Source organism: Pseudobacteriovorax antillogorgiicola (genome assembly GCF_900177345.1).
Lineage (GTDB): Bacteria > Bdellovibrionota_B > Oligoflexia > Oligoflexales > Oligoflexaceae > Pseudobacteriovorax > Pseudobacteriovorax antillogorgiicola.
On record NZ_FWZT01000004.1, the window covers coordinates 315,619 to 329,856 of the forward strand.

11 protein-coding genes are annotated in these 14,238 nt (G+C 46.4%); 7 read left to right on the forward strand and 4 right to left on the reverse strand.

Translation table 11 applies throughout. The features are described from left to right. Positions 1–22: 22 nt before the first annotated feature. A complete protein-coding gene (locus B9N89_RS07465) occupies positions 23–748 on the reverse strand; it encodes an RsmE family RNA methyltransferase (protein ID WP_132316538.1) in 726 nt (241 codons plus the stop codon). A gap of 380 nt (positions 749–1,128) precedes the next feature. Here B9N89_RS07465 and B9N89_RS07470 point away from each other — a divergent pair, with 380 nt between their 5' ends. Both B9N89_RS07470 and B9N89_RS07475 read left to right on the forward strand, forming a co-directional pair. After that, positions 1,129–2,052 (forward strand): flagellin N-terminal helical domain-containing protein, encoded by a 924-nt coding sequence (locus tag B9N89_RS07470; protein WP_132316536.1) that lies wholly within the window; start codon positions 1,129–1,131, stop codon positions 2,050–2,052. A gap of 210 nt (positions 2,053–2,262) precedes the next feature. Further along, a complete protein-coding gene (locus B9N89_RS07475) occupies positions 2,263–2,847 on the forward strand; it encodes a hypothetical protein (protein WP_132316534.1) in 585 nt (194 codons plus the stop codon). 30 nt (positions 2,848–2,877) lie between these two features. Here the strand turns inward: B9N89_RS07475 and B9N89_RS07480 are convergent, their stop codons facing one another. Further along, the gene (locus B9N89_RS07480) at positions 2,878–3,174 is read right to left on the reverse strand and encodes an HU family DNA-binding protein (protein WP_132316532.1); all 297 of its coding nucleotides are present in this window, start codon (positions 3,172–3,174) and stop codon (positions 2,878–2,880) included. 314 nt (positions 3,175–3,488) lie between these two features. Here B9N89_RS07480 and B9N89_RS07485 point away from each other — a divergent pair, with 314 nt between their 5' ends. From B9N89_RS07485 to B9N89_RS07500, 4 genes are all read left to right on the forward strand, one after another. Beyond that, positions 3,489–3,686 (forward strand): hypothetical protein, encoded by a 198-nt coding sequence (locus tag B9N89_RS07485; RefSeq protein ID WP_132316530.1) that lies wholly within the window; start codon positions 3,489–3,491, stop codon positions 3,684–3,686. Positions 3,687–3,962: 276 nt separating this feature from the next. Continuing rightward, positions 3,963–6,680, forward strand: coding sequence for a methyl-accepting chemotaxis protein (locus B9N89_RS07490; RefSeq protein WP_132316528.1), 2,718 nt, complete (start codon positions 3,963–3,965; stop codon positions 6,678–6,680). Between the two features lie 28 nt (positions 6,681–6,708). After that, complete coding sequence (locus B9N89_RS07495; RefSeq protein WP_132316526.1) at positions 6,709–9,597, forward strand: hypothetical protein; 2,889 nt, start codon at positions 6,709–6,711, stop codon at positions 9,595–9,597. A gap of 21 nt (positions 9,598–9,618) precedes the next feature. Further along, positions 9,619–9,975: a hypothetical protein gene (locus tag B9N89_RS07500; protein WP_132316524.1), complete on the forward strand. Its 357-nt coding sequence runs from the start codon at positions 9,619–9,621 to the stop codon at positions 9,973–9,975. A gap of 9 nt (positions 9,976–9,984) precedes the next feature. Here B9N89_RS07500 and B9N89_RS07505 read toward each other — a convergent pair whose 3' ends face one another. Then, positions 9,985–10,752 carry an SDR family NAD(P)-dependent oxidoreductase gene (locus tag B9N89_RS07505; protein WP_132316522.1) on the reverse strand — a complete coding sequence of 256 codons (768 nt, stop codon included), beginning with the start codon at positions 10,750–10,752 and terminating at the stop codon, positions 9,985–9,987. 641 nt (positions 10,753–11,393) lie between these two features. Here B9N89_RS07505 and B9N89_RS07510 point away from each other — a divergent pair. Next, positions 11,394–11,813 carry a BLUF domain-containing protein gene (locus B9N89_RS07510; RefSeq protein ID WP_207912198.1) on the forward strand — a complete coding sequence of 140 codons (420 nt, stop codon included), beginning with the start codon at positions 11,394–11,396 and terminating at the stop codon, positions 11,811–11,813. 17 nt (positions 11,814–11,830) lie between these two features. Here the strand turns inward: B9N89_RS07510 and B9N89_RS07515 are convergent, their stop codons facing one another. Further along, positions 11,831–14,116 carry a penicillin acylase family protein gene (locus B9N89_RS07515; RefSeq protein ID WP_159455221.1) on the reverse strand — a complete coding sequence of 762 codons (2,286 nt, stop codon included), beginning with the start codon at positions 14,114–14,116 and terminating at the stop codon, positions 11,831–11,833. Positions 14,117–14,238: the final 122 nt, after the last annotated feature.

The following is a 14,238-nucleotide window of genomic DNA, read 5'->3' on the forward strand; positions in this document are numbered from 1 at the left end:
GCGAAGAACGATCCGCGCTTTTTTATTCTTCGAGCAAGCCTCGTGCTTGCGCCACCAAGGTTAGAGCTGCAATAAATGCGGTATCGCTACGCATCACTCTAGACCCCAGTAAATATGAGCTTATCTCTAGCTCCGCCATCAATTGGCGCTCACGATCACTCCAGCCTCGTTCTGAACCAATGTATATGCTTGACGCGAGACTGGGCGTCGGGGCCATGAATTGTTTGAAGCTTCTAGCGTGGACGTTGTTGTCAAAGGCGATATGCTGGCTATCGAGCACCAAGCTATGAGCGTCACGTAACGATAGTCCTCGCTGCACTTTCGGCAGGCGGGTGGTATAAGTTTGGCTGGCACCCTGCTTGAGAAGCTCTCTCACTTGGCTCGCTTCCCAAACGTGAGAGTCCCGGTAGGATTTTTCACCGAGGTCGCTATCGATAAAGGTGAGGGATGCGACACCCATACAGGTGGCATCACGGAGCATTCTCTTCGCGCTGTTGGGCCGGGGTGTTCCGCAAATAAGGTGAATGGGGAAAGGGGCCGGTGCAGCTTGGTGCCATTCGTGTCGGAAGTAGATCTTCTGATCTTCCATTCTTAAGATCGTACTGTATCCCAAAGGCCCATCAACCAAGCCAGAGCGGAATTGCTCTCCGACGCCTAGCTTCAGAATCTTACGAATATGCTTCGCCCGAGGATCGTTAAAGGCGAGAGCGGCTTGTGCTTCCTGATCTTCAAACAGAACGAGATTCATGGCTGTCCTTTTCCCAATGTCCGTTGCAGGGCAAATTAGCACAGGTGAGCTTGGGGGCAAGGCTTAAATTTGTCTTCATCTCGGTTTCTTATATGGTAAGAACTTTGGGCTCTCTCAGCCAGGAGCTAATAGAGCAAAACTATAGCTCTTTGTGGCAATCCTATAGTCATAAAAAAAATAAAGAGTTTAGCGACTTAGCCTTGCAGACGGGCAATTTTTACCTTGCGTAAATACTTAAGCGACCTTATTTCATACAGTGATTTCAGTGGGATAGTGATTTATGTGAACTAGGAAAATTTTAGCTGCTAGCGCTTCGCATCGATAGGGTTTAGGAATTCAGGATGAGTTCAAAACACCCAGAAGTCAGGAGGATGTTCATAATGGGATTGCGTATTAGAACCAACGTGGCGTCGATCAATGCTCAAAGACGATTGGCTCGTTCGACACAAGCGTTGACAGACTCTTCAGGAAAGTTATCGTCAGGTAAGAGAATTAACAAAGCTGCTGATGACGCTGCTGGTCTAGCGATATCATCAAACTTGAATGCTGATGTTCGCTCCTTGTCACAGGCCAAGCGAAATGCGGCTGATGGTATCTCGCTGGTGCAGACCGCGGAAGGTAGCTTGGTCGAGACTACATCCATGCTTACGCGCCTTCGTGAGCTAGCCGTCCAGGCTGCCAGTGATACCGTAGGGCAGACAGAGCGAGCCTTTCTTAATAAGGAATTCGTTGCTCTTAAAGACGAGATCGACCGTATTGCTAATGCTACAGAGTATAACGGCACTCGTTTGTTAATTGGCCAAGCTGACGTTGGAGACGAAATCGCCAACCAAGAGGGAACGTTTCCACTGGAAATCCAGATCAGTAAAGACTACTACGAAGAAGTTGACGATGTTGAGCAAAGAAACCAAGTCAACATTATTAAGATCGACTTAGGCAACATCAATGCCTTCACGGATGGTGAAGGATCTCTCGATATTGGCCGTGCCGAAGAAGGTACACAGGTCGATAACAAGCAAGATGCCCAGAATAGTATCATGAAGCTCGATGACGCGCTCGTTAAAGTGAGTGACTATCGTGCCTATCTCGGTTCGATTCAAAACCGTCTCGGATCGACAATTAACAACTTGGGTGTGCAAATTGAGAACTTGTCTGCAGCACGGAGTCGTATCGAAGATACAGACTTTGCCAACGAGACAGCTCGCTACACCTCAGAGAAGATCCTTCAGCAGGCTGGTTCTTCTGTGTTGGCGCAGGCCAATCAGCAGCCTCAGATTGCACTTGGACTTGTCCAGGCTCTCTAGCTTATTCACGACTTCATCCAGACCGATTCAAGGGGCAAGGCATAGGCCTTTCCCCCTGTTTCTTCGCTTTTACCCTATCTTGTTGTAGTCCGATAAACCCTCTACTAGCCAGAATCAATACCCTTTTGTGGGTAGGCAGACATTTCCTTATGAGGACTGTTGTGCTCTCCGATGGTCTCTTCAGAGAAAAACGATGGGTGGGCGTACGGGTTGATCACGAAGCAGGATATTAAAGACATTCTGAAAAAGGACTTTTACGAAGACCTTGCGCCTTCCTTAAAGCAACTGTGGGAGCTTACTCCTCAGCAGGATGGTCACTCAGGGGAGCATGTTGAGGCCAGGTTTCCGAAAAAATGCACCAAGTGTGGACATATTTACCATTCTCCAACTGAATTCATGAGTGAAACGAATGTTTTGGATACCGAAGAAAGAGATATCTGTTATCAAATCGCAGGCCGCACTAGAATTTTCCGCTATCGTAATTGCCCACCCCCATGCAATAGCACGTTAGTAGTAGTTACCGAAGAGCGACGGGATACCAGCAAACTAGGCTTAGAGAGGCGCCGATTATTTGGAGTCGTTCATCGTCAGATGAATGAGACTCTCGCTAATTTATCTCCCGGTGTAACCCATAGTCTTACACTTTATCTATTTCGTGCCATCGCTTTTGAAGGCTTGTCACCTATGGAAGCCTACGTTCTCATGAAACGCGATATTGAGACTAAACGTTTCCTAGGATTCGAAGATGAAGCGCCGGTACTGGTAGAAAATGTTGATGATAGCAAGGCGGGATAAGAAGAGGCGGAACAATCCGCCTCTATTCGATTACTTCTTTTTCTTAGGCTGGATGTGAGTCTTAAGCTCAGTACCAGCGCGGAAAACAGGAACCTTACGCTTAGGAATCTTTACCTTGTCGCCAGTTTGTGGGTTGATACCCGTTCTAGCAGCGCGCTCAGAAACTTTGAACTTGCCGAAACCAGGAAGAACGAAGTCGCTTTCAAGCTTATTCTTCTTAAAGTGCTTGTAGCCTAGGTCCTTATAGGCGTCGAAAACTCGTTTAACATCTGCTTTGCTAAGTTCGGTTTCTGCTGCGATCGCGTCGAACAATTCTGCTTGAGTCATTTGCTACCTCCACATGGTGCATTAAAAATACTTCAAAAATCGTTTAGCGAGATTTTTGTACATCAGACTTTTAGGATTTGCAAGCCTATGATTTCACATAGGCCTTTTGCCATCAGTGATTTGCTTTTGCTATTTCCAATCCCCAGACCCCTAGGATGGAATTTGATATCCTTGACCAAGCTTTAGACAAGCGATCATCCTGTGGCCATGAATATTGTGAAATATCTTTTAAATACAGCTACTTATAGATCTAAATTCGGGCCTGTTTTTGCATCTTATACCACTGCATGTGTATCACTATGGGTGGAATAGTTATGTTTCGAATTATCCTTGCTGATGATACAGCCTTCAACAAGACCTTTAAAAGTTTCCAAGATGCAGAGTTTTATCGCTCTTACCAAATCAAGGACCTATTTACAAGAAAGCTGATCTTTGAAGATCGTAAAGACTACTATAACTTCCGATTGAAAGACTGGATGCTAAGTCGGATTGAGGGAGAGTCGAGCCATTAAGATTAGGTTTTTGGCCGATGCCGCCATTCTTAGGGGCATCGGTGCCATTTAAATCTTGTCATGTTAATTAATCTTCATACTTCGCCCCAACTTTCCCAGCAGAGGCAGCTGACTGATCCTACGATCGATTTTAACTATTATTTACATTTACTAAATAGCGAAGCTGCTCCCTTTAGAGAGCCAGGTGAGAGCTAGGAATTTTCGGTTCTAAAGCAATGCTATGAGAAGCCGATCGCAGTGAGGCTAGGAACCTATTTCGAGTCGAAGGTGAAAGTGATGGCGAGTTTATTAGGACCCAAGATGGCTGATTCCGACGAGGGGAGTGAACGCAGTCACCAGCTGTGTGATGCTCTCGATCGTTGCCAGGCAGTCGTGGAATACAATCTTGATGGCACAATTCGAACCGCGAATCAGCAGTTCTTGTCAACCTTTGGCTACGCCCTTGAAGAACTGCAAGGAGAGGATCATGGTCGTCTCTGCCCTAAAGCCTTCGCATCTAGTATCCAGCATAGGCATTTTTGGGAGAAGCTGAACCGAGGTGAGTCTGATATGGGGGAATATCAGAGGCTCAATAAGAATGGTCAAACGGTGTGGCTGCGAGGAGCCTACGTTCCCGTCTTCGATGACGACGGCAAGCCTACAGGTGTCTTCCAGATAGCATATGATGTTACCGTTGCAAAAGCCAAGGCTTTGGCTGATGAAGGCAAGGCCCAAGCTCTTTCGAAAGCCCAAGCAGTGATCGAGTTTGACATGGATGGTCAGATTTTAAATGCTAACGATAATTTTTTGCAGCTCATGGGATACAGTCTTAAGGATATCGTGGGAAGCCACCACTCTCGGTTTGTTGGCGACGCGGAAGCGAAGAGTCCAAAATATCGCGAATTCTGGGATGAACTGAGGCAAGGGAAATTTCACTCAGGTAAGTTTAAAAGGCATACTAATAATGGGCGTGAGGTTTTCATTCAAGCGACGTACAACCCCATTATGGATTCAGAGGGACGACCCTATAAGGTCGTCAAGTTCGCATCTGATGTTAGCGACGAAATGAAAAGTCAGCGAGAGGTGGAGGGAAGGCTGGCTGCCATCGACCTTTCATTTGGAGTCATCGAGTTTGATCTGTCCGGTAACATCCGCGATGCGAATCAGAACTTCCTCAATCTTATGGGTTACAAGCTCCCCGATGTGGTCGGTCAAAGCCACAAGATGTTTTGCGAGCCTAGTTTTGCGGCCAGCAAGGATTATCGTGATCACTGGGATAAGCTTCGGCAGGGTAAATTTATATCTGGCCAGTTTAAACGCATGAATCGTGCTGGAGAAGCTGTTTGGATTCAAGCCGTGTATAACCCGATTCTTGATTTTGATGGCCGACCAGTCGGTGTGGTAAAGCTCGCAAGTGATATTACAGATGAGAAGAATCGTGAGTTAGAATCCCAGGGCAAGATGAACGCAATATCTCGTTCTCAAGCCGTTATCGAGTTTGACATGAGCGGAAAAATTATTACTGCAAATGAGAATTTTCTCAGCGTCATGGGCTATAGCCTCGAAGAAGTGGTCAATCAACATCACCGACTTTTTGTAGAGCCCGCTTATGGTCGATCGGCAGACTATCGCGAACTTTGGGATACGCTGAATCGAGGCCAGTTTGCATCTGGGCAGTTTAAACGCTTGGCAAAAGGTGGGAAAGAGGTCTGGATCCAGGCAAGCTATAATCCCATTTTAGATGAACAAGGCAAGCCTTTTAAGGTTGTTAAATTCGCAACAGATATTACCGAGCAAAAGCATCGTGACTCTGACTACATGGCGAAAATCGACGCCATGGATAAGTCACAGGCGGTCATTGAGTTCAATCTCGATGGCACGATCATTACAGCCAACGAAAATTTTTTGAAGGTCGTTGGCTACTCTTTGAAAGATATTAAGGGTAAACATCACAGCATGTTTTGCGAACCATCCTATGCTGGAAGCATGGAGTACCGCCAATTCTGGCAGAAGTTGAACAATGGTCAGTACGATCAGGGTGAATACAAGCGACTTGGTGCCGGTGGTCAGGAGGCTTGGATTAGGGCGTCCTATAACCCCATCCTGGATCTGAATGGCAAGCCTAAAAAAGTTGTGAAATACGCTACCGATCTAACTCGTGAAAAGAAAGCTTATTTTGAACTGGTTGATAAATTTGCCCAGGCCAGCGTTGAACTCGGTTCAGCAGCCGAGGAATTATCGGCTACTGCCAAGCAAATGACTGCCGGATCCGAACTCACATCAACTGAAGCGGATCGCGTGGCTCAGGCTTCTGAAGAGGTTGCAAACAATGTCCAAGCAGTTACATCTAGCACCGAAGAGCTGAGCGAAACGGTTCGAGAGATTTCACAGAAAGCATTGGAAACATCTAAGATATCAGACGAAGCTAAAAACTCAGCCGAGCGTGCTGGAACGATGATATCTGAATTAAATCGAGCATCAGATGAAATTGGTAGCGTTATCAAGCTCATCAGTACTATAGCTCAGCAAACAAACCTTCTGGCCCTCAATGCAACTATCGAAGCAGCTAGAGCTGGGGATTCCGGCAGAGGTTTTGCGGTTGTAGCAAACGAAGTTAAGGAACTAGCTAACCAAACTGCCGATGCCACTGAGCAGATTACAAACAAGGTTAATAAAATACGAGAGGTGTCCGGTGGCTCTATTGGGGCAATCAAAGAGATTTCTGGTATTATCGAACGAGTTTATGCCAATGCTGCAACAACCGCTGCTGCTACAGAGGAACAAGCGTCAACAGCTGCAGAAGTTACAGGGCTTTTAGAAGGATCGAAGCAAGGAGTCGATGACATCGTGCAAAATATTCATCGGGTAGCGACATCGTCGCGGGAAACATATATTGGTGCTAGTGACACGTTAAAAGCTGCGGAGAATCTGGCAAAGATGGCTGTTAGCCTTAAAGAATTGATTCGTGCGGTTCGCGACAAAGAGCACCAATCCCATGAGAAGTCCGCTGCCTAGTAGGTTTGGAACATGTGAAGGGGTGGCAATGTATCGCAATCTGTCTATATTTTATTTTCTAATGGTCTTTTTCCTAGCTTGTAAACCTAAATCAGAAAATCGACCTCAAGCTTTAGATCGCCTGGAGGCTCCAGCTAGACTCCTTCCCTATCAATTAAAAGCTGGTCAGCAAAAACTTGGCCCACAAGAGATAGCGAGCTGCAAAGATCAAGGTGCGATGTATACCAATGGTGCCTGTCTCCATGGTATTGCACGGGTGTATTCAGGCCTTCACTCGTTTGTGGCTCAGAGATCCGATGGTGGTATTGTCGCTTGGGGACGAGGGGGAGAAATAGAAGGATACGAGCAAGTACGTGACAATCTTCAACTTAATAAAACACCCATCAAGGATGTGGTATTCGTCCCGCAACTAGCGACTGCTGTGCTGCTAGAAAATGGTGATCTGTTCTATTGGGGGAAGACACTCAAAGGGAAGCATGCTGAAGGTAAAGTCTACCGTGGGATCAAACAAGTTGCTGCCTCCAATGAAGGCTTGGCTTTGCTACACGATCCTGATGGCGACGGCTGTGATGATGGCTGCATCATACGTACTTTGGGAATTCCAGCACCAGAGCTTGCCGACGGGGTGAGGTTATTCTCGAATCCAAGGTTGAGCAATGTTTTTATTGTTCTAAGGAAAAATGGCCAGCTCACCCAATTTCCCGACCGGGATCACTACGTGAGTGCTCATAATTGGCTCGACCTAACAAGCTTAAAGGATAATGAGAATATGGCCTCGGCCCATATCCTAAAGACGGGAGTCATCGTCGGATTGAGTCTTTCTGGTCATATGATAGCCTGGGGACAGCAAGACAAAGGGGCGAATCTTGAGGGCCTTGCCATCGCCTCCCAAAGGATTGCAAGCGTATCTTCGAATCGCTGGGTCAACTATGGTGTGACTCGTGAAGGTCTGCTTATTCCTTGGGGCGATGAGCGCTTTTTTAAGCAGGACGACGAAACATATCGATCATTGACTAAGCAACTGGATGGGGTGCGTTCAGTTAAAAAGCTGGTTCATACAGAATCGGCAAGTATGGTCTTGCAAGAAGATGGACGTGTAAGAGCTTGGGGGCTTCGGGAGCCCGTTGATGATTTATTAACAAGGCTTGGCGATCAGTCGGTCCGTGACATATGTGCCACCCACAGCGATTTTGCGGTCCTAAGCTCCAAGGGAGAATTACTAACTAGCAGGGTCGACGAATCTCTGACAGAGATAAAGTCCGTCGTGCAAGTTAGAGAAATCATCTGCAATCGAGTTGCCATCTCTTATGTGACTGAAAACGGTGAGTTTGGAGTGCTTTCAGCACCACGTTTTCGTTTGGGCTCGGGGGCCGTCGGAGCTTCGGACTGGGGCGTACGCTCGGTTTTTACCAATCCTGATGGTTATGCAAGCATTGTACAGACAGAAGATCTCCTTCTCCATGGGGTTGGGCCAGCATTATACGGAGCAGATCTTACCATGATTCCTGAACACTTTGATCGGGTGATAGGGGATGGTGAAGAGGGCTTCGCGACCGTACACGGTAAGTTCATAAGAATACGTGGTGATACCGCTGACAACCGCTTTATCCAGGACATCGATGGTACTGGCTTGATGGGACTTGCAAAGTTTCGTGCCAACGTCATCTTACATCTTGATAAAGGGGAAGCCTATCACCTTGATACATTCCAGGGAACAAGGCAGCATCTTTCTCAGATCGTTGATGTGCAAACCTCGAAAAATGGATATGCCTTGCTTCAGGCCCAAGGTAGCCAGAACTCTTGTGAACACGGTTGTAACGTCATTCCTTATGCTGCAATCGCTGATAAAGTGAAGCTCTTTGCAGCGGATAGGGACCCAAGCAACGATATACGCCTTACCGGCATTATAGCGATGCACCTTTCTGGTAATTATGTTTATCTGTTTGATAGAGACGGTGGGCTCCAGATGTTTCGTGATGACTATCAGAACAATGAGTTTTATTCCTATCGACCTGATAACGAAGTTACCAAACTCCAGAGCTTTGTTGCTGCCGGTGAGTCTATTGCAGCACTCACCCGTGGGGGAACAGTCATTAGCGGTGGACCTTTTGCAAGCCAGGGGGAGCCCAGCTGTTCTCGGATTGGCTGCATCTTGCCTCATCGAGATTTAGAGAACGTCGTGAGTCTAGTGGTAAGTCGTACTTCGTTCACGGCTCTTATGAGTTCCAAAGGTCACTGTCATGATGGTTGCTCCGTGACAAGCTGGGGTTATATACCGGACTTAGAAGATACGGAAAACCCTATGGCTGAGATCCATCAATTTGAGGACTTTGAGCATGTTTATGCGTCGGCTTCGGCATTTTTGGGTATTCGAACGAATGGCCAAGCAGCAAGTTGGGGTTCTGCGCGTGCGGGGGCTGATGAAAATTGTGATGCAGCGGTAAGCCGGCCAGAAAAGTCGTGTCATCCTTTTGCAAACGGGTCATTCGATCGTCCATTCCAGCTTCATTACGAAAAAGACTTTGGCATTTATTCCCAAGGCTTTTTCACATCCTATGGTAGTACTGTTGATTTTTTTGGTGAATCTATCTACTACAGTTCCATGGCTCTGGATAAGGCGATTGAACATCCTGTTAAGGTTCACTACACAAAAAACCTCGCAGTCGCCCTTCATAGCCAAGTTGGGGACTGCCAAGACGGATGTAACTTTTCCCTTTGGGGTATGCCAACAATTACGGGGCAGCGTGCTGACACTGGGGAGAGGGTGACTCATGCCGAGGTGTTCGCTGATTACATTATTCTTCATAAGAAAGCTGGGGGTAAGATGTACCTTGGGCTACCGGACTGGAAGCCAAATGTCACCGAGGATGATTACAAAGTACTAATCCCACAGTTGGTGGATCCCTTGCAAGGCTAGAGGATAGATGGAATGTTTCAAATGATAGTATTAATCTTGGGTTTCCTATTGAGCCAAAACCTTTTTGGTCGGATCAAGTGTAGCGTCTCAATCAACAAAGAATTCGAGCCTCAGGTGAAGGTGGATGTTCCTCAGGAGAAAAAAAATAGTTTCGATATTGAGAATAGCAATCTCAAATGTGAAACAGAAAAGGCTGTTGGTGATGGTGTAAATTGGACTCAATCACTCTGCTGCCAAGAACGGACATCGCCACTGGTCTTCTGTACCTATGCCATAGTCGGAGAGAGTGTCGAATCCCAGAGTTGGGACTTCTCTCGCTTAGAAGTCCGTCAGAAGTCGGAAAAAATGAACTTGGAGCTCTACTGTAAACGCAGTTGAAGGTTTGCCTTACCATGGTAGCTCCTTCCCATCCCAACTAAAGAACTTTCCACTCCCTGTAGCCGCTTCTCGATCAATGACATTAAGAATGTTAGTAGCTGTCTCTTCTGGCTTGTGAAGTTTAAGCTTGGTTCGCGCAATGAAAGGCTCAGATAATTCTGTAATGGTGGTACCTGGATGGATCGATAACACAGATGTATTGCAATTGCGTCTTTTAAATTCTAGGGAAATGTTTTTTAAAAACATGTTAAGTGCTGCTTTGGAAGCACGATAGCCATACCATCCACCGAGCTGATTATCTTCGATGCTACCTACCTTTGCCGAGATACTTGCAAAACAGGACTGCTGATCATGGCGTAGAAGATGAAAAAAGTAGCGGGCAAGAAGAGGTGTGACGACACTATTGACTCGAAAGCTCTCCATGAGCTGATCCATGTTTACATCCCGCAGGCTTTTCTCTGGCTTAAATTCTGAGTTATGAAGAAAGCCGATGCTGTTGATCAAAAGATCAATGTGCTGAGTCTCTGCTTCAATTTTTTCCGCGAAAGATTTGTAGTTGTTCTCGGAGTTTGGGTCCCACTGATATGTCTTAAGTCGGCTTGAAAACTGTTTTGCCAGGGCCATCAGCTTGTTCGATCTCGTGGCATCCCGATAGCTGGCGAAAATTCTGGCTTCTGGTGCTCGATCTAGAAGGCTTTCAACTAAACTTAGGCCAATGCCATGGCCGGCACCAATGATAAGCGTGCTGTGAATCTTGGGCAGGTTAAACTTGTTCATATTTGTCCCCCTAGTTGATCCATAAAGAATAGGCTCAGAAGTGCGGTACGTACGGTCCAGAGAATGGTTCGTGGCCAGTTAGTTATTATCAACCTATCGATTGTCTTTGGGTCTCTAGATTTCTGTAACTTGCTATGGCAAGGGATGCTAAACCCTAGGGTAGACATCCAGATTCCTATCACTAGTAGCCCATTGCCAATCGTGAATAAACGCTGATGAGGGAGTAGGTAGATCAACCCCAGGGCAGTTCCTAGCTCCAATAGCATCATAGGGCCTACTATATAAGTGATCCTCTGAGCATGAAAACGCGCGAAAGCTTCAAAGCGGTTGTCTGCAATCCAGTGGAAACTCGGATAGTGAACCAGTTGGATTGTCCATATTAACCCAGTTAAAAATATGCAGCTAAAAACGTGTAAGAAAAGAACCAGTGACAAGGTGCAGTCTCCTTTAAGCTAACTCATTTCATACTCTACAGGATGCCACATAGGGTCAAGGCTTGAAGGGTGGCAGACCATACAAGCTTCATTTTCTTGAGTATCGTTGGTGACTTTCAGAAATAGTGGTAAAATCTATTTGGCATGGCTTAGCCAATTTCGCATTCATTATCCTGCGAAATTTCAATCATGGGGAGAACGTTCGAAATGATTTACAGAGTCGCCTACGTTAGTACCGCATCTCATGCTTTTAGCGAAGAAGAAATACAAGACCTGTTGGTAAAAGCACGAGATAAGAATAAGGGCCTTGATATCACGGGTGTCTTAATTCATAGGAAAGGCCACTTTTTGCAGATATTAGAGGGGCCTGAACAGAATGTGGAAGAACTCTACGAAGTGATTTCGCATGATCCAAGACATGAGGCCGTTAGCATGATCCATCGCCAATACGACGAAGATCGCATCTTCAAACTTGGCTGGTACATGGCTTACAAGGGTTTCGAGGAGTACTCCGAAGATATTCGGAGTCTGATCGAAGACATGATCTACTCCAAGTCAGGTGGGGAAACAGTCGATAGCCGAGATGAGTTGATCGAACTAGCCAGATCGATCAAAAATGTTGCCTGACTAGCCTTAAAAATCGCCTAATGGCTCATAGGCTTGATCACGGTGACATGTGTGTTAAACGTTGAGCGCACCTTGCTCATTGATAGCGGCACCTGGATATACTCCCCGTTTCGCCATAGATCAAGCTGATCCGTGAGGTTCGGGGTTGAAAGCCAACCATCTTGCCCACCCTTCAGAATAAAATAGTTTGCATCGGGGTCGCCCATATCACTGATATGTCTTGAGCTAGCACCATAGGTAACGCTTTCTTGTTTTGGGCTGAATACCCGTCCTGTCTTGAATAGGGTGTCGTTACCACCATCTGCTCCATACTGTCGAAAGCGAAACCGTTCCCCGACAAGTGGCAGCATCCCGAGGGGAGACTGCATAGTTTGTATGTGAATGTCACCCCAAGTCTGACCTTCGTGCCAATGTTCCTGGCTTGACGGAAGCCAAATTTCTGCAAGAGATTTGAACCGATCACCATCTAACTCGTCTAACCATTTGCTCAAAATGGGTTTCCACCCCCCATATCCTGTTAGATAAGCCTGTAGGGTCGGTCGGCTCGCGAAATCCTCAACATAGCTTTGCCATGCTTGATAGGATAGAATTTCGAAGGCCACCGCTCCTGCACTAGAAGCATTGTACTTACCGTCCCAAGAAATGAGTGCTTTGATGAGAGAATAGTCCTTAAGTTGTGGAATCTCATCCAGGCGTCTCGCCCAGGTCTGTTTCAATTGAAATGCCGACTGTGAATAGACATCCCCTTGCAGCTCCTTGAGATCTTCAAGGGTTACTTTGGATTTATCCTTCAAAAGCTCGATCATTCGCTCGTGGCGATCGTTTGGTGCGTAACCATGAGCAATAGGTATAGGGGGTGATGTAAAAGGTTGGTTGTTTGCTGAGGCAAGAAGACCACTTTTGGGGTTATAGGCCTTTGGTAGATCTCTCGGTGTGAGCACTCCTTGGATTTTATTATTTGGTTCCTTGATGAGCTTGAGCGTTTCGCTTGGGTCCTTTAAAACTGGTTGCCCGTATGCGAGTACCATCCCAATATTACCATTTTTGTCTGCGTAGACCATATTTTGGGCAGAAACTCGATAATCATGGAATGCCTTTGAAAACTCCTCCCAGTTTTTAGCTTTGTTGGCTTTGAGAAACGCTGTGAGTTCATCGGAACCTTGTCGTCCTAGCCAGTTGATGGCTACCACCGGAATCTTATCCTGATCAAAATAATCAAGATCCGATAGAATGGGGCCAACCGGTGTTTCTCGGATCTCGACCTCACGGCTCCACCACCAGCGTCGTTTCAAAGTCTCCTTGCGGACTTTAATTTGCTCGGCAGGCATTTGGCTGACATCGTAGAGGTGGGAGCTGATGCCACGCATATTGGTGCCACCCCAGGAAATATTTTGATTTCTACCTAGGCCAAAGAACGGCAAGCCAGGAATCATGAGTCCAACGCTGTGGAATTGGGGTGTTTTAATTCCTGCAATAAGCCAAAAATTGGGCAGAAAAAGGCCGACATGAGGATCGTTGGCGATGAGTGCTCCTGTGCTGGCTGCGTGGTCCTTGTGTACAACAATGGAGTTACTACCTGATCGCGAAAGTTTCATAATGAGTTCGGATAGTTCGGTTGCAGTCTTATTTTGAAAGCTGGCAATATCGAACTGTTTTTTATTCAAAAAAACTTGATAGGCCTTCTCCCAGCCTTGTTTTTCGGCAAGCTTTAGAAATCGAAGGTAGACCCCCCAAGTAAGATCCGCCGATGCAAGGCGAGCAATTGTCATCATATCGAGGGTGGTCAGCGGATCGTTTTCAAGGTCAAATAAGCTGAACTCAACAGGTAAGTCATCAAGCTGAGCTTTATACCAGTTGATTCCATCAGTAAACCTCTCTAGCCAACGTTTCGTTTGAGGCTCCATAATCTCCAAAGATCTTTCAGCGCTTGCTTTGAGTCCTAGAATTCGGATTCCATGATCGATGGTTGCTACTTGAGGAATTGGTCCAGAGAGTTCGGAGATGCGGCCTTGGCTGATATGTTTGAGTAGCATGATTTGGCCCAGCCGGAGGTGACCATGAACCACACCCAAAGCAAAGGCGCCATCGCTCTCTGATTTTGCTTCGATAAAGGGGATGGCGTGCTGATCCCAGTAGATCTTAATGCTAGCATCTACGGGAGCTACTCCTCCTTTGACTGCCATCATTCGTTGGCTTGTGGTGAGAGGCTCGGGGTTGCTGGTAAGAATACTACAGGAAACCAAATAAAGATTAAGAAAAGAAATGTAAAAGAATTTAAAAGTAGAAGGGAACTTTTGTACCAAGGGAGGCCTCCTGGATCCAGAAAAATACTCATGCAGTGGGTACATCAACACGCAGAACGATTCGACCGTCTCTACATACTAATCAAAAAGCATGCTAACGTCGATGACAAGTGGTAATTTGC

Coding starts and splice junctions, on each gene's coding strand:
- B9N89_RS07500 (WP_132316524.1), top strand. CDS start 9,619: ATGATAGTATTAATCTTGGGTTTCCTATTGAGCCAAAACCTTTTTGGT.
- B9N89_RS07480 (WP_132316532.1), bottom strand. CDS start 3,174: ATGACTCAAGCAGAATTGTTCGACGCGATCGCAGCAGAAACCGAACTT.
- B9N89_RS07465 (WP_132316538.1), bottom strand. CDS start 748: ATGAATCTCGTTCTGTTTGAAGATCAGGAAGCACAAGCCGCTCTCGCC.
- B9N89_RS07485 (WP_132316530.1), top strand. CDS start 3,489: ATGTTTCGAATTATCCTTGCTGATGATACAGCCTTCAACAAGACCTTT.
- B9N89_RS07470 (WP_132316536.1), top strand. CDS start 1,129: ATGGGATTGCGTATTAGAACCAACGTGGCGTCGATCAATGCTCAAAGA.
- B9N89_RS07505 (WP_132316522.1), bottom strand. CDS start 10,752: ATGAACAAGTTTAACCTGCCCAAGATTCACAGCACGCTTATCATTGGT.
- B9N89_RS07490 (WP_132316528.1), top strand. CDS start 3,963: ATGGCGAGTTTATTAGGACCCAAGATGGCTGATTCCGACGAGGGGAGT.
- B9N89_RS07510 (WP_207912198.1), top strand. CDS start 11,394: ATGATTTACAGAGTCGCCTACGTTAGTACCGCATCTCATGCTTTTAGC.
- B9N89_RS07495 (WP_132316526.1), top strand. CDS start 6,709: ATGTATCGCAATCTGTCTATATTTTATTTTCTAATGGTCTTTTTCCTA.